Annotated in this window: 15 protein-coding genes; 6 read left to right on the forward strand and 9 right to left on the reverse strand. The window is 33.7% G+C overall.

What is annotated here, in order from left to right:
* Nucleotides 1-82: 82 nt before the first annotated feature.
* Nucleotides 83-2,200, reverse strand: a complete 2,118-nt coding sequence (locus tag HYN86_RS07030; RefSeq protein WP_113677397.1) for a TonB-dependent receptor domain-containing protein — start codon at nt 2,198-2,200, stop codon at nt 83-85.
* A 367-nt stretch (nt 2,201-2,567) separates the two neighbouring features.
* A complete protein-coding gene (gene gldA, locus HYN86_RS07035; protein ID WP_113677398.1) occupies nt 2,568-3,464 on the reverse strand; it encodes a gliding motility-associated ABC transporter ATP-binding subunit GldA in 897 nt (298 codons plus the stop codon).
* Between the two features lie 148 nt (nt 3,465-3,612).
* Here gldA and HYN86_RS07040 point away from each other — a divergent pair, with 148 nt between their 5' ends.
* The 3 genes from HYN86_RS07040 (at nt 3,613) to HYN86_RS07050 (ending at nt 6,842) form a co-directional block, all read left to right on the forward strand.
* On the forward strand, nt 3,613-4,194 hold the full coding sequence (locus HYN86_RS07040; RefSeq protein ID WP_113677399.1) for an outer membrane beta-barrel protein: 582 nt from the start codon (nt 3,613-3,615) through the stop codon (nt 4,192-4,194).
* Nucleotides 4,195-4,395: 201 nt separating this feature from the next.
* Nucleotides 4,396-4,977: an outer membrane beta-barrel protein gene (locus HYN86_RS07045; protein WP_113677400.1), complete on the forward strand. Its 582-nt coding sequence runs from the start codon at nt 4,396-4,398 to the stop codon at nt 4,975-4,977.
* Between the two features lie 518 nt (nt 4,978-5,495).
* Nucleotides 5,496-6,842, forward strand: coding sequence for a deoxyguanosinetriphosphate triphosphohydrolase (locus HYN86_RS07050; protein WP_113677401.1), 1,347 nt, complete (start codon nt 5,496-5,498; stop codon nt 6,840-6,842).
* Nucleotides 6,843-6,909: 67 nt separating this feature from the next.
* Here the strand turns inward: HYN86_RS07050 and HYN86_RS07055 are convergent, their stop codons facing one another.
* The 7 genes from HYN86_RS07055 to HYN86_RS07085 all read right to left on the reverse strand — a co-directional run bounded on the left by HYN86_RS07055 (nt 6,910) and on the right by HYN86_RS07085 (nt 13,683).
* Nucleotides 6,910-7,911: a DUF3078 domain-containing protein gene (locus HYN86_RS07055; protein WP_113677402.1), complete on the reverse strand. Its 1,002-nt coding sequence runs from the start codon at nt 7,909-7,911 to the stop codon at nt 6,910-6,912.
* Between the two features lie 32 nt (nt 7,912-7,943).
* Nucleotides 7,944-9,731, reverse strand: coding sequence for a 1-deoxy-D-xylulose-5-phosphate synthase (locus tag HYN86_RS07060; protein WP_113677403.1), 1,788 nt, complete (start codon nt 9,729-9,731; stop codon nt 7,944-7,946).
* A 51-nt stretch (nt 9,732-9,782) separates the two neighbouring features.
* Entirely contained in the window at nt 9,783-10,418 is a 636-nt protein-coding gene (locus HYN86_RS07065; RefSeq protein ID WP_113677404.1) for an energy transducer TonB, read from the reverse strand.
* Nucleotides 10,418-11,236: an energy transducer TonB gene (locus tag HYN86_RS07070; RefSeq protein ID WP_113677405.1), complete on the reverse strand. Its 819-nt coding sequence runs from the start codon at nt 11,234-11,236 to the stop codon at nt 10,418-10,420. The genes HYN86_RS07065 and HYN86_RS07070 overlap by 1 nt, the downstream gene beginning before the upstream one ends.
* A 108-nt stretch (nt 11,237-11,344) precedes the next feature.
* The gene (locus HYN86_RS07075; RefSeq protein ID WP_113677406.1) at nt 11,345-11,953 is read right to left on the reverse strand and encodes a hypothetical protein; all 609 of its coding nucleotides are present in this window, start codon (nt 11,951-11,953) and stop codon (nt 11,345-11,347) included.
* A 14-nt stretch (nt 11,954-11,967) separates the two neighbouring features.
* A complete protein-coding gene (locus tag HYN86_RS07080; protein WP_162789320.1) occupies nt 11,968-12,753 on the reverse strand; it encodes a hypothetical protein in 786 nt (261 codons plus the stop codon).
* A gap of 66 nt (nt 12,754-12,819) precedes the next feature.
* Complete coding sequence (locus tag HYN86_RS07085; protein ID WP_113677408.1) at nt 12,820-13,683, reverse strand: hypothetical protein; 864 nt, start codon at nt 13,681-13,683, stop codon at nt 12,820-12,822.
* 119 nt (nt 13,684-13,802) lie between these two features.
* On the opposite strand from HYN86_RS07085, the gene HYN86_RS07090 reads away from it, so the two are divergent.
* The 3 genes from HYN86_RS07090 (at nt 13,803) to HYN86_RS07100 (ending at nt 20,874) form a co-directional block, all read left to right on the forward strand.
* Nucleotides 13,803-14,246 (forward strand): nucleoside deaminase, encoded by a 444-nt coding sequence (locus HYN86_RS07090; protein ID WP_113677409.1) that lies wholly within the window; start codon nt 13,803-13,805, stop codon nt 14,244-14,246.
* A gap of 13 nt (nt 14,247-14,259) precedes the next feature.
* The gene (locus HYN86_RS07095) at nt 14,260-14,892 is read left to right on the forward strand and encodes a hypothetical protein (protein ID WP_113677410.1); all 633 of its coding nucleotides are present in this window, start codon (nt 14,260-14,262) and stop codon (nt 14,890-14,892) included.
* Between the two features lie 288 nt (nt 14,893-15,180).
* On the forward strand, nt 15,181-20,874 hold the full coding sequence (locus tag HYN86_RS07100; RefSeq protein ID WP_113677411.1) for an alpha-2-macroglobulin family protein: 5,694 nt from the start codon (nt 15,181-15,183) through the stop codon (nt 20,872-20,874).
* Nucleotides 20,875-20,878: the final 4 nt, after the last annotated feature.

Genomic DNA, 20,878 nt, shown 5'->3' on the forward strand with positions numbered 1-20,878 from the left:
AAATACAAAGAGCCTGTTTGAAGGAAACAGGCTCTAACTAACACAAAAAAAACAAAAAACAAGGTATTTAAAGAACGAAACTTTATATTCGGTATGTAAATGCAATCGTCGCAATACGATTGTCAAGATCATATCTTTTGTCTATACTGGTCTGCGCAACTACAGATTTGATGTAGAAATTATTAGTATTGAAAACATCAGTAATATTCAATTTGATATTTCCTTTTTTAGCCAAGACTTGTTTAGAAATTCCAATGCTGAAATCAAAGAAACCATCTCTTTCATAAACTCCAAGATTCGATTTAGATTGATATTGTGCATTTCCTTCCGCTTTCCAAGTATCAGTTATATTGAAAGAATTTTGAACACTTACATTCAAAGTCATTATAGGATCAATTGTAGAGCTGTTTAAAACATTGCCCATAAATTTATTTTCAAAAACATTCAATAAAGTATTCACAGACCACCATTTATAAAATTCAGCTGTATTGGTAATATTGATTCCGTAATTGTATGATTTGTCCACATTTATTTGAGTGGTTACTGTGGTGTTGGTTACTGAATTGTAGTTATATACTTCTGTGAAAACATCTTTTGTACTATTAAAATAAATAGAAGCCATAAAATTACTTTTCCAGGCATAGCCAATTTCCATTGCATGCGTAATCTCAGGAATCAAGTTTGGATTTCCCTGCGTATAATTAAATGAATCATCATAGAAACGAAACGGATTCAAATCAAACTGGCTCGGTCTATTGATTCTCTTGCTGTAAGATGCATGAGCAGAATGACTGCTTGTAAATTCGTATTTTAAAGAAAGGCTGGGAAACCATTTCAAATAATCATCTTTATGCTCTTCATTCAACGTTTTTTGATCAATATTTATGGCAGTGTATTCGGTTCTTAAACCCGCTTGAATGTTCAGTTTTTCTAACTGATATTTGTAATTCGCATAAGCGGCATAAATCTGTTCATTATATTCGAAATGATTGGTCGAATTAAAATCGATCAGCCATTGATTGTTATCGAAATATTCGTATACAGAAGGATTATCATTGTTCTTCACCGAACCTTTAAATCCCCATTCAATAGATTGTTTTTCCTTGAAAGGATTCACAAAATCAACTTTTCCTGTAAAAACTCTTACTTGAGAAGGAATGTAACCACGGCGGTCGTTTACAACTGCAGCATTGCCGGTATTGTCTGCACTTTGAAATTGATTAGATCTAAATTTAAATGTTTCATATTCAAAATCAAAAGACATATTTTTTCCTTCAGTATTAAATTTATGAACTCCAGAAAAAGCATACGTATAATCATTCCACTTTTCTTTACTGTCATTATAAGTCAAAGCATCAAAAATAGGCTGATTGGCTGTATTTAAAACAGCATTTGTTCCGTTTGCGATATTTTCATAACGACCGATTTTTGCATCTACATAAAACTCTAAATTCGTTTTAGGAGAAACTTCATATTGAGTGCCAATTTTGAAATTATTAGAAGTCAGAGGTTCATCAGTAATAGAAGTCTGGTGATTTGTGCTGACAATTTCTTGACGAGTTGGATCGGTAAACTGAATTTGATTAAATTGTTTATGCTCTTCTTCACCACGGAAAGTATAGCTGTAATTTCCGAAAACGCCCCATTTATCTTTATTGTAATTTAAGTTGAAGCCAGAATTGGTTCTGTTTTTTCGGCCTCTTCCATAGCTGGCAAAAGCAGTTCCTTTTAAACCTGAAGCATTTGGCTTTTTTAAAATGATATTGATAATTCCAGCTTTTCCGGCTGCGTCATATTTAGAAGAAGGATTTGTAATAACTTCTATTTGTTTAATATTGGATGAGGTTGTGGCTTTTAGATAATTGGCCAATTCTTTTTGCGAAAGCTGTGTCAATTTTCCATTAATCATTACTGCAACACCTTGTTGACCGCGAATTGATAAATCGCCGTCCTGAGAGACAACAACGCCTGGAGCACGCGACAAAACATCAAGTGCCGTACCGCCTTCAGAAACAATGCTGTTTTCTACATTAAAAACAAGACGATCTGATTTTTGTGTAAATAAAACTTTCTTTCTTGCAATCACGATTTCATCCAGAGCATTTATAGATGTTTCTATGATACTGTCATTTTTTTCTTTTTCTTGTGAAAATCCATATACCGAAAAAGCAAGCATAATAGATGTTATAAAATTTTTCATTTTGTTTGAATTTTTGCACGATCTAAATCTTCGTTAGAAAGTAATCTTTAAAAAAAATTGAATTAGAATTATTGAAGCACAATTCGTTCTAATTTATCCGAGAATCTTTTTTGAAGATGTTTTGCAAAAATTGAAACAGTAGAAATAGTTTTTTTGAAAGTTTGAAGTACTAACATACTGGTGGCATTTATAATTTGATTTGCCAAAGATATAAACTATTTATAATAAGTCTAAATAAAAATAGAATTAATTTGAGCTTTAAAACATAATTGGTTGATTCTAAGAAATGAGTACATTAAAAAAAGCGGTTTGTTTTTAGTTTAAAACAAACCGCTTTTCTAAGAAAACTGTGACTGAGACTGAAAACTTATTTCGTAATCTCTCTAAAAACAGCTTCTAGATTTTTATTTTTTTGATTCAATTGTAAAGTTTTTAAACCATTTTCGTTGGCGAAATCAAAAATAGCAGGACGCATATCTTTATCAGTAACAAAAGTCAGTTCCCACGTCATGTCATGTGTATTAACGTAAGAACTTATATTCGCCAATTTAGCTAAAAGCTGTTCTTCAACTTTATAATCAAACTCTACTTCAATTACTTGCTCTTTATTTGCAGTAACTAAATGATCTAATTTATTATCTGCTACAATTTGTCCTTTGTCAATAATTATGACACGATCGCAAATCGCTTCTACTTCCTGCATAATGTGTGTAGATAAAAAAACAGTTTTATTTTTTCCTGCATTTTTAATCACATTACGAATTTCCATTAACTGGTTAGGATCCAATCCAGTAGTTGGTTCATCTAATATTAAAACGTCTGGATTGTGGAGTAAAGCATTCGCAAGTCCAACACGCTGGCGGTATCCTTTAGAAAGCTGACCAATTTTTTTATGGCTTTCTGGTGTCAGTCCTGTCAGTTCAATTACCTCTTCAATTCTAGATTTTGGCACGTTATAAACATCGGCATTAAAAGCCAAATACTCACGAACATACAAATCCAAATATAGCGGATTATGTTCTGGAAGATACCCAATAGAATGCTGCACTGCTTTAGTAGCTGACATGACATCATGACCATTTACAAGGGCTGAGCCACTATCGGCAAGTAAATACGTGGTCAAAATTTTCATTAAAGTAGATTTTCCAGCTCCATTGGGTCCAAGAAATCCTACGATTTCTCCTTTCTCAATTTTAAAAGAAATTCCATTCAAAGCTTTTTGCTCTCCGTAACTTTTTGATATGCTGTTTACTTCTATCGACATAGACTTTTTATTTGCTACAAAAGTAAATAGAAATAGTTTCTATTACTACATTTTACATTATTAAAGTAAATATAAAAAAATCCAGCAGCCCTTTATTCACGGCATCGTTATTGTTAAAGGAATGCTAAAATAAATTAAAACCCAAGTTATGAAAAAAATTTTAGTGATGGCTGCATTGGCTGTCTGCAGTTTTGCAAGTGCTCAAAAAGGAACAATCTTAGTAGGTGGTAACATCGGATTTACTTCTGAAAAAACAGAATTTGCTAACAGCGAAAGAACAGTAAATGAATTTAGCTTTTCTCCTAAAGTAGGTTACCAATTTCACGAAAACTGGACAGTTGGAGGTGAATTTACTGTTAGTTCTTCTAATGACGATAACGGTATTACTGAAGAAAAAAATAACGGATTCAAATTAGGTGCATTTGTTCGTTATACAATGCCATTAAGCCAAACTTTCTCTGTTTTTGCAGATATGGGAGCAGGTTTCCAAAATGCAAAATATAAAGAATACGGCCCAGGAAATGCTTTCGCAAAATCTAAAGCAGACGGTATGTATGTAGGTGTAACTCCAGCTCTTTTCATTAATATGAAAAAAGGTTTCGGTTTAAACTTCAGCATTGGTGGTTTAGGATACGAAACATTAAGCTATGATAACAATGGTCCAGATGTTAATAGTTTCTACTTTAACTTCGGTCAAACATTCAACATCGGAATCTCTAAAAACTTCTAATCTAAGTTTTATATATTCAATTTCAGAAAGCATCCGCCATCGCGGATGCTTTTTTTTATGCTAACAATTTCTTTTTTCGTTTTTTTAATCTTTCGCAGGTTAAATCCCTGCTGGGTTTAACTAATTGTTAATAAGATCTCTACGATTCAATACTGGTATTCTTGTTGTTGTTTGTATGTGAAATCTTAATAAATATAACTTATGAAAAAAATGCTACTTATTCTTGCATTGTCAGTTTTTGGCTTTGCAAATGCGCAAAAAGGAACGGTTTTAGTTGGGGGAAACATTGGTTACACTTCTACTAATAGAGAATTTCAAACAGGGAAAGATAAAATCAGTCAATTTGATTTTTCTCCAAGAGTTGGATATCAATTTAATGATAACTGGACAGTAGGAGGGGAATTTTTAATTGGTTCCTCAAAGAGTGAAGTTGAGGGCGCTGGCGAATCAAAATCAAATGATTTTAAAGCCGGGGCGTTTTTACGTTATTCAGTTCCACTAAGTGAAACTTTTGCAGTTTTTGCTGATTTAGGAGCTGGTTTTCAAAATCAAAAAAACACAGTTTATTCGGCACTAGGCGATAATGAATCGAAGGCAGATGGTATCTATGCAAGTATTACTCCAGCTCTTTTCATAAATATGAAAAAAGGTTTTGGACTTAACTTTAGTATTGGAGGTTTAGGCTACGAGACTCTGAGCTTCGATAATAACGGAGCGGATGTCAATTCATTTTATTTCAATTTTGGTAAAACAGTAAACATCGGGATTTCTAAAAACTTCTAGTTTTAACTTTGAATATAAATAGAAAAGCATTCGTCGCGTCGAATGCTTTTTTGTTTTTTAGATCTTATAAAATCTAAAATTTCTTATTTAGCCCCGATAGAAGCGGCATCCTTTTATGGCGGGGTTCGCCATAAAAGATATAGCGGATAGCGGGACTGAAGGTGATTTTGAAAACAAAAGTCTTCTGCTCCAAAAAAAACAATGTCAGTACAAGTGAAGTATAAATAATTCACCATTTCTGTACTCGAAGGTATATGCGACGAGTGACTATCGTAAAATCTTGGTCAAATTTCGTTTGGGTATTTAAAGCTGGCAAATGCGTCTAAAAGTTCCATTTGCGAACGCGAGTATTTTCACGTGCAATGATTTGTGAAAATTCGTGAAATTCGTGGCAAACAAAAACATTTAATCTTTTAAATCAAATTAATCTGTGGCATATTTTTATCCTAAAATAAAACGTATTTTTGACGTTTAGATTCTCAATCTAAAATATAAAATCAGCAATCTAAAATTAAAAAATGAACTGGGAACAACTTTTATCATTAAAACGTCAAGGAGACACAAGCAAAAGATTACGTGTAGAACAAGATGATACTCGTTTGGGTTTTGAGGTAGATTATGACCGAATTATATTTTCTGCTGCTTTTAGAAGTTTACAAGATAAAACACAAGTTATTCCTCTTTCTAAAACTGACTTCGTACATACACGTTTAACGCACAGTTTGGAAGTTTCGGTTGTAGGACGTTCGCTTGGACGTTTGGTTGGAAAAAAGATTATTGAGAAATATCCTTATTTAAAAGAAATCCACGGGTATCATATGAATGATTTTGGGGCCATTGTAGCTGCAGCATCATTGGCGCATGATATTGGGAATCCGCCTTTTGGACATTCTGGTGAAAAAGCGATTGGTGAATATTTTTCTATTGGAAACGGACAAAAATTCAGAAATCAGCTTACAGATAAACAATGGCAGGATTTAATTGATTTTGAAGGAAATGCAAATGGCTTTTCGGTCCTTACTGCAAGTCGTCCAGGAATTGAAGGCGGACTTCGTATTTCTTATGCGACTTTGGGTGCTTTTATGAAATATCCAAAAGAAAGTCTTCCGAAAAAGCCAACTAACGATATCGCCGATAAAAAGTATGGTTTCTTTCAAACAGATAAATTATTTTTTGAAGAAGTTGCAAAAGATATGGGAATGATTGCCAATAAATCTGGAGAAGATATTGGTTTTGAAAGACATCCGCTAGCCTATTTAGTAGAAGCTGCAGATGATATTTGTTACACTATTATTGATTTTGAAGACGGAATAAATCTTGGTTTGGTTTCAGAAGATTTTGCCTTAGAATATTTAATTAAACTCGTAAAAGATAATATTGGAGTTTCTAAATACAAGTCCTTAACGACTAAGGAAGATCGTATAAGTTATTTACGAGCTTTGGCAATTGGAACTTTAATTAACGACGCTGTTGATGTTTTTATCGAAAATGAAGAGGCAATTCTGCAAGGGAAATTTCCTTATGCTTTAACAGATAAAAGTAAATACAAAGCGCAGATGAATGATATTATTAAGCTTAGCGTTGATAAAATCTACCAGAGCCGTGAAGTGATCGAAAAAGAAATTGTAGGATATCAAATTATCCAGACTTTATTGGATAAATTTATTACAGCTTTCAATAATAAATTTGAAGGGAATGCTTCTAACTACGATAAATTACTTTTAAAAATGCTGCCAGAAAAACATGATTTAGACAAAGGTAATTTGTACGAACGTCTGCTTCATATTTGCCATTATGTTTCTTTATTGACAGACGGAAATGCATTGGAATTATTTGAAACTATTAACGGAAGAAAAAACAATTAATGTTTTTAAAAAAAAATATCCTCTAAATAATTTTAGAGGATATTTTTTTTGCTTTAAGGCTATTTAATTATTTAAAAGCATACACAAGTCCTACGCCAAGAACCTGTCTTAACTGCATTTTCGGACCTTCGTTTACTTGGCTTTTTGTTCCTGTAGCTGGGTCAACAACGTCTTTTTTCGTTTTAATATCATCATCATAAATTAAATGCACACCAATATTTGCTTTTACATAAGCATTAACCACAAGGTCTAAACGAGTGTCGTAATCTATATCGACGTTACCAAATTTATTCAAATAATCGGTATATAAGCTTAATCTGTTTTCGTAAAAAACGTTTTTATAAATTTCATTTTTCATGTAAGCCGTAAGCAGTATACCAAATTCCGCTTTTACTTTCTGGCCTTCTTCAATTAGTATTTGACTTTCTGGATCCAGCGGGTCTGTTGCATACACCGCTTTTTTAACCCCGAAAGAACCTTGGTTTGCAAGATATTGATCTAGTACTAAAGTAGTTTTTAACGTAATAGGAGAGAAGTAAAAAACTCTGTTTTTTTCCTTGTTTGAATTCTCAGCTCCAGCTCCCAAAAAGATATAAGCTGGTGCAAAAGGCTTAGAGATTGCAATATCTCTGTTCGGATAATTGTAACCGTTTGTAAATTGCGTATTGAAGTTTAATTTAGAAGAGTAATACCAGTTAGAAGCTGTATCTTTTCTAAAACCGTACGTAGAGTTAAATTGAAGAGCGTCGTCAGTTTTTCTTAATTCCGTTCCGTCTTGTTTATTTAAACCATATTTTACGATAAGTTCGTTTACCCATTTATGATTTTTCTTAGCGTATGTTCTGCCAAATTCACCTTTAAATAAACCTGAGATAGAACTTGTTCCCCCGGCACTCCAGTTGACAAAAGCAATTTCGGAAATATCAAATCCAAGTTGATTTTTTTTCGTCCAGTTCGAAGGCGGCTTAGGAGCTTGATTCGGACTCAAAGTAGTTTGTATAATCTGGGCAAAGTTATGAGAAGTACTCAAAAGCAATAATAGCAAAAGGGTAGAACGCAATAATTTCATTAGGTAATTTTTTTTTTGGTATCGCAAAATAATTATTTTGAACCGTTAGAAAAAAGATTTATTAAACTTTTAACGTCAACTTTGTACAATTGTTGCAGTTGGGTAACTGTTCCGTGCTCAATAAATTCATCTGGAACACCCAAAATTTTGATAGTGTTCTTGAAATTATGAGATGCTGCAAACTCTAGAATGGCACTTCCAAAACCACCTTTTTTAACTCCATCCTCTATTGTAATTATAGTGCTAAAAGTTGAAAATATGGTGTTTAATGAATTGATGTCTAATGGTTTAATGAAGCTAAAGTTATAGTGCGCAATAGTGTTGGAATTAGGGCATTCCTTTAAAGCTTCTATAACATTATTTCCAATTGTTCCGGTCGAAAGAACCGCAACTTCCGTACCATCTTTTAAGCATTCAGCTTCTCCGATTTTTATTTTTTTGTAATGTCCGAAATTTTCTACTTCCCAATTTGAAATGACGCCCCGGCCTCTTGGATATCGAATCGCTATAGGATGATCTAATCCCAATTGAGCGGTGTACAAAATGTTTTGGAGTTCAATTTCGTTTAAAGGAGCGTGAATAATTAGGTTGGGTATACAACGCAGATAGGCAATGTCAAATACGCCATGATGCGTAGCGCCGTCTTCACCAACCAATCCAGCACGGTCTAAGCAAAAAATAACAGGTAAGTTCTGCAAAGCAACATCGTGAATGACTTGATCGTAAGCACGTTGTAAAAACGTAGAGTAAATATTGCAATACACAACCATACCTTGCGTTGCCATTCCGGCTGCCAGTGTTACGGCATGCTGTTCTGCAATTCCAACATCAAAGGCACGGTCCGGCAATTCATCCATCATAAATTTTAAGGAACTTCCAGATGGCATTGCGGGCGTGATTCCAATAATCTTTTCATTCTTTTTGGCTAGATCCAAAACAGTTAAACCAAAAACATCCTGATATTTAGGCGGAAGATTTTCTTCATTTTTTAAATGAATTTCTCCAGTCAAAGCATCAAATTTTCCAGGCGCATGATATTTCACCTGATTTTCTTCAGCCTGCTGCAAACCTTTTCCTTTTGTAGTTACAATGTGAAGAAATTTAGGTCCTTTTATCTTTTTTAAGCGATTTAATTCTTTGATTAAAGTTGGAAAATCATGTCCGTCGATTGGGCCAGAATAATCAAAATTCAAAGATTTGATCATGTTGTTCTGTCTCGGGTTTTTTCCGCTTTTAACGGCCGTCAAATATTGTTTTAAAGCGCCGACACTAGGATCAATTCCAATTGCATTGTCATTTAAAATAACTAAAATATTGGCGTCCGTAACTCCAGCGTGATTTAAACCTTCAAAAGCCATTCCGCTGGCAATAGAAGCATCGCCGATAATGGCAATATGCTGTTTTTCAGAATCACCTTTTAGTTTAGACGCGATTGCCATTCCGAGTGCTGCAGAAATAGAAGTCGAAGAATGGCCGACACCAAATGTGTCGTAAATACTTTCGCTGCGTTTAGGAAAACCAGAAATGCCGTCGATTTGTCTATTGGTATGAAAAATTTCTCTTCTTTCGGTCAATATTTTATGTCCATAAGCTTGATGTCCGACATCCCAAACCAATAAATCATCTGGAGTATTAAAAACATAATGTAATGCAATTGTCAGTTCAATTACACCTAAACTAGCGCCCAAATGACCTTCTTTTACAGAAACCACATCTATAATAAATTGACGAAGTTCTTGAGCAACCTCAGTAAGCTGCTCTTCTTTTAAAAGACGTAAATCGGCGGGATTGTATATGTTTGAAAGTAAATCGCTTTTCATTATAAGGTAAAAAGCAAATTTACGGTTTTAAATTTAATTTATCTGTGAGTATTATTTTAGAAGTATAGGCACAGAATACTGCATTCTGACCTTTTTTCCATTCGATTCACCTGGCTGCCATTTCGGACATAAGTTTAAAACCCTTATAATTTCTTTTTCTAAAGGCTCTTCAACAGCCGGCGAACATTCAATAAATGAAACGCTTCCATTTTTTTCTATCGCAAAGGCGAGGGTAAAGTTGAGTTTCCAGTAATTTACATTTTCTGGTTTTTTATATTCTTTCATGAAGAAAGTATGAAATTGATCAATACCGCCAGGAAATTCGGCATTTGTATTCGAAAGGGGTTTTAGAGCTGAAGAAACATCATCTTTTTTTACTTTATCAGATTTTGAAGATTTCTCATCTACTTCTCTAGATGCTATTGTCGTTGTTTTTTTTATATTAAGCTGCTCAATTTTTGATAAATCTGACGGTGCTTGATCTGATTTTTTTGTACTAATTGCTGCTGCATCTAAAACTTCTGGTTGTGCTGTCAAAGTATCTTTGTGAGCTTCAATATTCTTAATTTCTTGCTGTTTGTTTTCTTTGTTTTGGCAGCCGAAAAAAACTACAGCCATAACTACATACAACGTCGGCAAAAACAATTTGTGATTTATATAAGTAGTTATTTTATGTTTTATTTTCATTATTTAAATGTAATTGGCAAAATGAAAGTTGATCGAACAAATCGATTATTTATTTTTCCAGGAATCCATTTTGAACCAGATTCTAATACTTTAATAACTTCTGCTTCATTTTCTGCCGACTTGTTTTTAGTTACTCTAAAATTGCTCAAAGTGCCATCTCTTTCTACAACAAATAGAACTGACATTTCTCCTTCTTTTGAAGCAGTATAATTTTTTGCAAAATAAGAATATAATTTTTTCATTCCGTTTTTTGGAGCAGCTAGAATATCCAAATCAACGGCATTGTATATAATACTATATTTAAAATGTAATCTGTCATTTTCAATAGCTGTAGGAGCAATTATCGCTCCCATTGTGACTCTTTCTCTTGGCGTTTTTGTTTTTTCTTTTTTAGATTCAATCTGATTGCCATAGCAGGAAGAAACATCTTCCTCTTGATTTTGTGTCAGATTGTCGACGATTTCAATTTGATCAATTTTTTTCTTGTTTCCTTCTTTATTTACACAGCTAAACAAAGTAGTTCCCATGGCAATAAACAAAGCGAGCAAAAACATTTTATGAGACTTCGTCTGAGTATATAAAACCCGACTTGGAATTTGAATTGTAATTGTTTCTAATTGGGAATTTTTAAATCTTCCGCAAATTCTGTCCTTTTGATTTTGAATGAAAAAATGCTGAATTTCATCAGGAAGCATTGAAGTAAAATCAACAACTGTTTTAGAACAGCTCATACAGAAACGGCCGTTTTCCTTTGGCGTCATTTTGTCCCAGTTTTCTTGGCAAGGCTCAGGAATCGTTATTTTGAATTTTCTATCCATTTTTGAATTTCAGAAATTAAATGTAATACAAAAATTGATTGCAAGAGTTATTTAATGAAAACATGTTAAATAGATATTAAAAAATTTGTTATAATTTCTACTTTTTATCTATTCATATGTACGCACAAGACCATCTACTATCAAGTTCTCATCGATTAGATTTAAATCAAAGTATATATTATCAAGAGTATCTTTTCTATTCTGTAAGGTTATTGTTGTGTTTGCGTGAGATGTTGGCAGTGGTTCATTTTGTTGTACTAAAGAATTTTGCATAATATAATCTCTTTTCTTAGATTCTTCGTTTGTGCTGTCTATAGTTATTGGAGCACCCATATCTTGTGTTTCTTCTTCTTCAATAATTTCAATATTGTTAATGCATTTTTTATTTCCATCCTTATCTGCACAGCTAAATAAAGTCGTTCCCATAGCAATAAATAAGGCAAGTAAAAACATTTTGTGATACTGTGTTTGAGAATATAAAACCTGTTTTGGAATTTGAAGGCTTATAGAATCTAACTGCGATTTTTTAAATCTGCCACAAACTTCCTGATCTTTATTATTCCTGAAAAAATGCTGAATTTCATCAGGTAACTTATTTGTAAAATCTATAACAGATTTATTGCAAACCAAACAAAACCTTCCTGTTGCATCTGGAGTCATTTTATCCCAACTTTCATGGCAGGGTTCAGGGATTGTTATTTTCAATTTTGATTTCATAATTTGACAAAAATTTAATATTCTACTTTTTGAGTTATTTCTGATTCAGTTGGATTAATGTACATATATTGTGGTGTACCTGTTGTAAATTGTTTCATTGATTCTAAAAATTCTGGTGTTGGACTATGAATCTTTTGTTCAGAATATCTCTTAGGATCAATTATTATTTCAGGTTTTTCAAAGGATAAATGCTCGCAATATTCTCGGAAAAACACACTCTTTGTCTCATCGGAATTATTGATTTTAATTTTGTCTCCATTCATTTTTTTCTCCTCAATTTTTACATTTTTTTCAATTTGTCTGCTGTAATTTAATTGTACTCTACCTCCCCCTAGTATGAAAGAATTTTTGCAGAGAGGCGGTACAAGAGGAAGATCTTTTGTCGATTTATTATTTGTTTTATTACTTGTAAACTTTTCAGTAGTAGTGATAGCTTGTGAATCGTCATCAATGAGTTCAACATGGCTGATCCTTTGCTTTTTACCATTTTTACTTGCACAGCTAAATAAAGTCGTTCCCATAGCAATAAATAAGGCAAGTAAAAACATTTTGTGATACTGTGTTTGAGAATATAAAACCTGTTTTGGAATTTGAAAACTTATTGAATCTAACTGCGATTTTTTAAATCTCCCGCAAACTTCGGGATCTTTATTATTCTTGAAAAAATGCTGAATTTCATCAGGTAACTTATTTGTAAAATCTATAACAGATTTATTGCAAACTAAACAAAACCTTCCTGCTGCATCTGGAGTCATTTTATCCCAATTTTCATTGCAGGGTTCGGGGATTGTTATTTTCAATTTTTGGTTCATTAATTCTAATGTGAATTCTAATTCGCTTATTAAGTTATTTTTATTACTCGAATATTATTTTACTGTCATGATGAAAAAAGTTTTTTTACTTGTATCAATACCCTTAGATTTCCCAGGCCTCCATTTTGGAGATAGATTTAAGACTCTGATAATTTCTTGTTCTATGGTTTTATCAATTTCTAAAGCTGACTTAGAATAAGTTATAGTCCCGTTTTCATTTATCAATACAATTATTGCGTTTTTATACATTTTTTTGTTTTCTGGTATCTTAAATTCTTTGGCAAAAAAGGCATAAAATTCTGTTATTCCTTCAGGGAAAAATGGTTCTGTTTCTCGACGGCTTTCTTTTTTTCTAGGTAAAGAAGTTTGGAAAAATATTTTTTTATTTTCGCTTTTAGGTAATGAAAATATTTCATAGTTATATTGGTCCGTTTTCATAAAAGGCATTCCGCCCATTATATGCTCAGTATTGCAAATTGGTACACTATTCGTTGATTTTCTTTCATTCTCTATTGTTTCCTCTGTTCTTTTACTATAAGAAGAAGATTTTTGTTCATCAACAACTTCAACTTTTTCAATTTTCTGTTTATTGCCATTTTTACTAGCGCAGCTAAACAATGAAGTTCCCATAACAACAAATAAAGCCAGCAGAAACATTTTGTGATACTGTGTTTGAGAATATAAAACTTGTTTTGGAATTTGAAAGCTTATTGAATCTAACTGCGATTTTTTAAATCTGCCGCAAACTTCTGGATCTTTATTATTCTTGAAAAAATGCTGAATTTCATCAGGTAACTTATTTGTAAAATCTATAACAGATTTATTGCAAACCAAGCAAAACCTTCCTGATGCATCTGGAGTCATTTTATCCCAATTTTCGTTGCAGGGTTCGGGGATTGTTATTTTAAGTTGTTTCATTGTTTATATTTTAGAATGAAACGTAAATAACTAAATATAAGTATATTCTTATTTTTTTATTTTGAATTTTCTAAAGATAGAATTTAAAATAGTAAGTGTAAAACCTTATTTTTGCAATTATGATAAATCCTTTCACCGACGAATATTTCATGAAAAAAGCTTTGCAGGAAGCTGAAATGGCTTTTGAAAAAGGCGAGATTCCTGTTGGTGCCGTAATTGTTGTGGCCGATAAAGTAATTGCCAGCAGCCACAACTTGACAGAACTGCTGAATGATGTTACAGCTCATGCGGAAATGCAGTCTATAACAGCTGCTGCAAATTTTCTTGGTGGAAAATATTTAAAAGATTGTACTTTATATGTTACGCTCGAACCTTGCCAAATGTGCGCAGGAGCTTTGTATTGGAGCCAGATTTCAAAAATTGTTTTTGGAGCCAGAGACGAACAGCGCGGTTTTCTAAATATGGGAACAAAACTTCATCCTAAAACAACGGTTGTTTCTGGCGTAATGGCAAACGAAGCAACAGATTTAATGAAACGGTTTTTCTTAGAAAGAAGAAAGTAATTCGTAAAACACTATGACGGATTTTTCAACAATCAAAAAGCTTTTTCATATTAGCGAACCAAATGGTTTTACTAAAGATGAAATTCAAATTATAAAAGATATTTTTGGAAATCTTCCACAAGTTTTTGTTGACTATTATTCAGAATTAGGTAAAATTCAAAGCTTAAATAAAACGCAAGATTCTCTTGTAATTCCTGAAAGATTTCAATTCTACAATCACAATGATTATCTGATATTTTATACGGAAAACCAGCACGCTTGTGTTTGGGGAATTCATAAGGATAATTTGTCGAATCCCAATCCGCCCGTTTACATGAGTTATGATGAAAAGGAATGGAATTTGGAAACAGAGACTTTGATAGACTTTTTTAATGCAATGGCTTTTCTTCAAGCTGGTTTTGCATTAAAATTTACTGCTGAATGTTTTTATGAAATAGACGAAAAAGGGCTAAACTTTATTGCTGAGAATTATACAAATAAAGGCGTTTCTTTTAAAAATTGGGCAGATGGAATAAATTTCTATGGAGATTATGATGATGATGTTATTGTTGTAATGAGCAATAATCAACTTTTTTACTCTTCCAATAACGAAGATCATTTTATTGAAATGGATAAAGTATTATCTGAACTCGGAACAGAATTTTAAATATATTTTGTAAAATAATTGCCATAGAACTTACAGAGGAATAAGATCGTTTTTTGCCTATTTACCGACAAAAGGATCTGGCGAACAGCCTAAATTGGCTCCTTGTTAAAATAATAGAGGTGTTTAAACTTCAACAAAAGTTAAATAATCATTACTAGAGAATTTTCTTCTTAAAAAACTCTAAAAATTATTTACTTTTATCGCAATTTAATTAATGTTTTACTGTTATTGCTTTATTTAGTAAAAAATAGTAATTCTTCATTTGTTAACCATTAACTGTAGATAAAAGTGAAAGTAAAAGTAAAAGGTTTCAGTCTCGTATTTTTTGTGTTTTTTATTTTTCAATCCTGCGGTAGAAAATCCGCTGCCGATTTCAATTCTGACTTTTCACTATTCAAAGATTACATTACCAGTTTTACAGGTGGAATCGTTTCGTCAGATTCTGATATTCGTGTGGTTTTGGCTTTCAATAAAAACGATTGGAAACCTAATCAGGAATTAGATGATGATTTGTTTGATATTTCGCCAAGTGTAAGCGGTAAAGTTGTAGCGCTTTCAACCAATACTTTAGCTTTTATTCCAGAGAAAAAACTTAAAATGGGAACAGAATATCAAGTTACTTTAAACTTAGATAAACTGACTGCCATTCCAAAAGAGAAAGAAAAAGAACTTTCTAAATTTAACTTTACGGTTAAGACGGTTAAACAAGATTTTACCATTAACACAGGCGATATTCAATCGTACAGCAAAGAATACCAATATTTAAACTGCGTTTTAAAAACAGCCGATAATATTGATTTTGAGACCGCTCAAAAACTCGTTGAAGCGAAGCAGAAAGGGAATAATCTTAAAATTAAATTTGAGAAAGTAGCTGGTCCTGCTAAAGAATTTCGTTTTATAATTGATAGTATTCAGCGTCAATCAGAAGCTTCCAATTTGGAAATTATCTATGACGGAAGTGATTTTGATATTGATCAAAAAGGGCAAATCGATTTCCCGATTACGAGCATCAACGAATTTAAGGTTATAAAAGTTGAAGTTCCAGACGGAAACAATCAGCAGGTTTTAATTAATTTCTCTGAGCCTTTAGAAAAAGGTCAGGATTTTGCGGGATTGGTTTCGATTCAAAACACGAATAATTTAAAATTTTCTACACAGGGGAATTTACTTAAAGTATATTTTACCAATCAAAATGCGCCTAAAAAAGAAGAACCAGTCGAAGTAGCTGCCGAAGAACCTGCAGTAGCTGCTGTAGATTCGGCTGCAGTTATGGTTGACTCAGCAGCGGTTGCCGTAGATTCAGCAGCCGCAGTTGTAGAAGAAGCTGTTGAATATGTGCCAGACGAAGAACCAGAACAAGTCGTTACTGGCGAACTGTTATTGGAAGTTTTTCAAGGAATCGAAAGTCAGTATGGTAAAAAACTGGAAAACAACTACAGCGAGAAAATTTCTTTTGATCAGATAAAACCAAACATTCGTTTTGTTAAAAATGGTACAATTCTGCCAAGTTCCAACAATTTAAAACTGAATTTTGAAGCTGTAAATCTAAGTGCGGTAGATGTAAAAGTATACAAGATTTACAAAAATAATATTCTGCAATTCCTTCAATATAATGAATTAAACGGCGGACAAAATCTCAAGAAAGTAGCGCAGCCAATTGCTAAAACCACTTTAAATTTAAAAGAAAGTACGCTTGTAAATCTGGCCAAATGGAATACGTATGCCTTAGATTTATCTAAAATTATTAAACCCGAACCAGGAGCGATTTACAGAGTTGAATTTGTTTATAAAAAGAAATATTCGCTTTACAAATGTGAAACATCAGATAATAGCGATGATGAAGCCGAGGAAGAAGAAGTGGATGAAAATGACGTAAACTACAGTGGAAACTCTTACGACGACTATTACTATTATGATGATTATGATTGGAGGGAAAGTCAAGATCCTTGTACAGGTTCTTACTATTACAATGCTCGAATTGCAACCAATATTCTAGCATCAGATTTGGGAGTTATTGCCAAAAGAGGAGAAAATAAATCGTACTTATTTGCTGTAAATAATATTGTTACAACCGAACCTGTTTCAAATGCAAGGGTCGATTTATACAATTTCCAACAGCAAAAAATAGCAACAGAAGCTACAAGCAGTGAAGGTATTGCATCTTTCCAATTGGATAAATTCGCCTATTTTGCTATTGTTACCTTAGGCGATCAATCTACTTATGTGAAGTTGGATGATGGGCTTTCATTATCGGTAAGTAATTTTGATGTTGCAGGTGAGACTTTACAAAAAGGGTTAAAAGGATTTATTTACGGAGAAAGAGGCGTTTGGCGTCCTGGAGATAATTTGTATTTGTCATTTATTTTGAATGATGCAGCGAATAAATTGCCGAAATCGCATCCAATTAAATTCAGATTAAATGATCCGAATGGGAAAACGGTTTATCAAACGGTTCAAAAAACGAACGATTTAAATCATTATGCTTTTACAGTTCCAACAAACCAAGATGCGCCAACAGGAAATTGGGAAGCAATGGTAAGCGTTGGAGGAGCAAAATTCTATAAGAGCATCAAGATTGAGACGATCAAACCAAATCGTTTAAAAATTAAAAATACATTTAGCAGAAAAACACTTTCGGCTTCGTATCCAAACACAGATAATTTGGAAGTAACATGGCTTCACGGTGCAATTGCTAAGAATTTAAATGTAGAAATGCAGGCTAAATTTTCTCAGCAGGCAACCACTTTTAAAGGCTATGAAAAATATACTTTTGATGATTTAGCTCGCCAATTCAGTACAGAAGAAATTAATGTTTTCTCTGGGAAATTAAATGAAACCGGAAAAGCATCGGTAAATATTCAGCCAAGATTACAAGGTCAGGCACCAGGAATGTTGCGCGCTTCATTCATTACAAAAGTATATGAAGAAGGAGGAGATTTTAGTACAGATGTGATGTCAACAACTTATTCTCCGTACAAAACCTATGTAGGGTTGAAAACGCCTGAACTAAACAAGTACAGCATGCTGGAAACGAGAACAAACAATCGTTTCGAAGTGGTGACGGTCGATGAAAACGGAAGACCAAAATCGGTTCGTAATCTCGAAGTAAGAGTTTACAAAGTAGACTGGAGATGGTGGTGGGATTCTTCGAGTGATAATTTATCAAATTATAATTCTTCGAATGCAACAACTTCATACAAAACATTTGTAATCAATACGGATTCTAGCGGAAAAGGAAGTTTCCAATTTGCTTTGACAGATGAAGAATGGGGACGTTACTTAATTCGTGTTGCCGATCAGCAAGATGGTCATGCGACTTCTTTAACCGTAAATATCGACTGGCCAATCTGGTCTGGAAAAACCCGTAATAGAGATGCTTCTACTGCCAACATGTTAGTATTTTCTACCGATAAAAAAAACTATGCAGTTGGAGAAAAAGCACAGATTTCTTTCCCGTCAAGTGAAGGCGGACGTGCTTTAATTTCGATCGAAAACGGATCAAGAGTTGTACAGACTATTTGGGCTGAAACTAAAAGTGGAGAAACAAAAGTTGAGGTTCCGATTACGGGAGCAATGGCGCCAAATGTATATTTTAATATTACTTTATTGCAACCTCATGCTTCGACCAAAAACGATTCGCCAATTCGTATGTACGGAATTGTTCCGATTGAAGTGGTAGATAAAAACACCATTTTGGCACCAACCCTAAATATGCCTGATGTTTTGAGACCGGAACAGCCATTTACAGTAAAAGTAGGCGAGAAATCAGGTAAAGAAATGACGTATACGATTGCGGTTGTCGATGAAGGACTTCTGGATTTAACTCGTTTTAAAACGCCAAATGCTTGGGATAGTTTCTATGTTCGCGAAGCATTAGGAGTAAAAACATGGGATGTTTACGATGATGTAATAGGAGCTTATGGCGGAAAAATAAATCAGATTTTTAGTATTGGTGGTGACCAGGATTTAGGAGGCGGAAAAGCTAAAAAGGCTAACCGTTTTAAACCAGTTGTATTGTATTACGGACCATTTAAATTAGGAAAAGGGGAAACAAAATCACATCAGTTAAAACTGCCAAAATATATTGGTTCGGTTCGAACAATGGTTGTCGCGGGAGATGCGAATACAAGCGCTTATGGTAGTGCAGAAAAAGCAACACAGGTCAAAAGTCCGTTGATGGTCTTGGCTTCGTTGCCTAGAAAAATTTCGCCATCAGAAAAAGTAACATTGCCTGTAACAGTTTTTGCAACTGAAAACAAAATCAAAAATGTTTCGATTCAGGTAAAAACCAGCAACGGACTGAAAGTAATGGGAAGTGCGGTTCAGAGACTAAATTTTGCACAGCCAGATGAAAAAATGGCTTATTTTAATCTGGTAGTGGGTTCTGCAACTGGAATTGCAAAAGTTCAAGTAATCGCAACATCTGGAAGTGAGAAATCAACTTATGATGTTGAAATCGACATGACGAATCCAAATCCGGTTACGAGTACTTTTACAGATGTTGTTTTAACGCCAAATAGTACGAAGACAATTTCATGGAAAACTTTTGGTATTGCTGGAAGTAACAAGGCCAGACTAGAAGTTTCGTCTATGCCGTCAATGAACTTGAATGGAAGGTTGCAATTTTTAATTCAATACCCTCATGGATGTGTAGAGCAGACGACTTCATCTGTTTTCCCGCAATTGTATTTGGGAGATGTGGCCGATATTGATGCTAAACGCAAAGATCTGATTCAGAAAAATATTGCGGCCGGAATTGCAAGATTGGGTAATTTCCAATTGTCAAATGGCGGAATGCCTTACTGGCAAGGAAATGCAATTGCTGACGACTGGGGAACTTCTTATGCTGGACATTTCTTAATTGAAGCAGAGAAAAAAGGATATGTATTGCCAATTAATTTCAAATCAAAATGGCTGTCTTATCAGCAGAAAGAAGCGAAACAATGGCGTTTTGAACCGAAATACGGAAATGATTTAGCTCAGGCGTATCGTTTGTACACTTTAGCTTTAGCAGGAAATGCCGACTTATCTTCAATGAACAGATTGCGAGAAACAAAAGGCATTTCGAATGAAAGCATGCTTCGTTTAGCTGCAGCTTATGTTTTAGCAGGACAAAAATCGGCGGGGCAAAGTTTGTTTTTACGAACAAGTATTGATGGAAGCTCAGATGAGTACAGTTATTACTATTATGGTTCAAGTGAAAGAAACAGAGCAATGGCTTTAGAAACAATGCTTCTTTTAGATCAGAAACAAAAGGCGTTTGTTACAGCGACAAAATTAGCCAAAGAAATGTCGGCTAATCAGTGGATGAGTACACAGACAACCGCTTATTGCTTGTATGCAATGTCGAAATTTGCAGTGAGCAATGGACCAAAAGGAATCAATATTCAGTTTAGTAAAAACGGAAAAGGAGAGACAATAAACACAAGCAAATCGGTTGCAGACCGCAGTTTGTCTGTAGCTTCTGGCACCAACAGCATTACGTTGAAAAACAATAAAGCCAATACGGTTTATGTTCGTGTATTGAACACAGGAATATTACCTATCGGACAAGAAAATGCAGTTCAAAGTGATGTTACCGCTTCTATTGTCTTCAAAAATAGAAAAGGAAGCGTAATTAATGTTTCGAGAATCAATCAGGGAACTGAATTTGTTGCCGAGGTTACGATTAAAAACCAAAGAGGAGAAAGTGTTCAAAACGTAGCATTATCGCAAATTCTGCCTTCAGGATTCGAAATTGTAAATACTCGTTTTACCGATTATGGAGATGCTGTAAATAATATTGCAGATTATATTGATATTAGAGATGATAGGACTAATTTCTATTTCGGAATGAAAGCAAGAGAAACTAAAGTTTTCCGTATTTTGCTAAATGCATCGTATTTAGGAAATTATTACCTGCCGGGATTACAATGCGAAGCAATGTACGATAATACATTTTTAGCTAGAACAAAAGGCTTCTGGGTTGAGGTTGTGAAGTAAAATT

The sequence above is a fragment of the Flavobacterium fluviale genome, assembly GCF_003312915.1.
GTDB classification, from domain to species: Bacteria; Bacteroidota; Bacteroidia; order Flavobacteriales; family Flavobacteriaceae; genus Flavobacterium; species Flavobacterium fluviale.

What these genes read in the sequence shown, in the direction of transcription:
- HYN86_RS07030 (WP_113677397.1), bottom strand. Translation starts at nt 2,200, where the DNA reads ATGAAAAATTTTATAACATCTATTATGCTTGCTTTTTCGGTATATGGA.
- gldA (WP_113677398.1), bottom strand. Translation starts at nt 3,464, where the DNA reads ATGTCGATAGAAGTAAACAGCATATCAAAAAGTTACGGAGAGCAAAAA.
- HYN86_RS07040 (WP_113677399.1), top strand. Translation starts at nt 3,613, where the DNA reads ATGAAAAAAATTTTAGTGATGGCTGCATTGGCTGTCTGCAGTTTTGCA.
- HYN86_RS07045 (WP_113677400.1), top strand. Translation starts at nt 4,396, where the DNA reads ATGAAAAAAATGCTACTTATTCTTGCATTGTCAGTTTTTGGCTTTGCA.
- HYN86_RS07050 (WP_113677401.1), top strand. Translation starts at nt 5,496, where the DNA reads ATGAACTGGGAACAACTTTTATCATTAAAACGTCAAGGAGACACAAGC.
- HYN86_RS07055 (WP_113677402.1), bottom strand. Translation starts at nt 7,911, where the DNA reads ATGAAATTATTGCGTTCTACCCTTTTGCTATTATTGCTTTTGAGTACT.
- HYN86_RS07060 (WP_113677403.1), bottom strand. Translation starts at nt 9,731, where the DNA reads ATGAAAAGCGATTTACTTTCAAACATATACAATCCCGCCGATTTACGT.
- HYN86_RS07065 (WP_113677404.1), bottom strand. Translation starts at nt 10,418, where the DNA reads ATGAAAATAAAACATAAAATAACTACTTATATAAATCACAAATTGTTT.
- HYN86_RS07070 (WP_113677405.1), bottom strand. Translation starts at nt 11,236, where the DNA reads ATGGATAGAAAATTCAAAATAACGATTCCTGAGCCTTGCCAAGAAAAC.
- HYN86_RS07075 (WP_113677406.1), bottom strand. Translation starts at nt 11,953, where the DNA reads ATGAAATCAAAATTGAAAATAACAATCCCTGAACCCTGCCATGAAAGT.
- HYN86_RS07085 (WP_113677408.1), bottom strand. Translation starts at nt 13,683, where the DNA reads ATGAAACAACTTAAAATAACAATCCCCGAACCCTGCAACGAAAATTGG.
- HYN86_RS07090 (WP_113677409.1), top strand. Translation starts at nt 13,803, where the DNA reads ATGATAAATCCTTTCACCGACGAATATTTCATGAAAAAAGCTTTGCAG.
- HYN86_RS07095 (WP_113677410.1), top strand. Translation starts at nt 14,260, where the DNA reads ATGACGGATTTTTCAACAATCAAAAAGCTTTTTCATATTAGCGAACCA.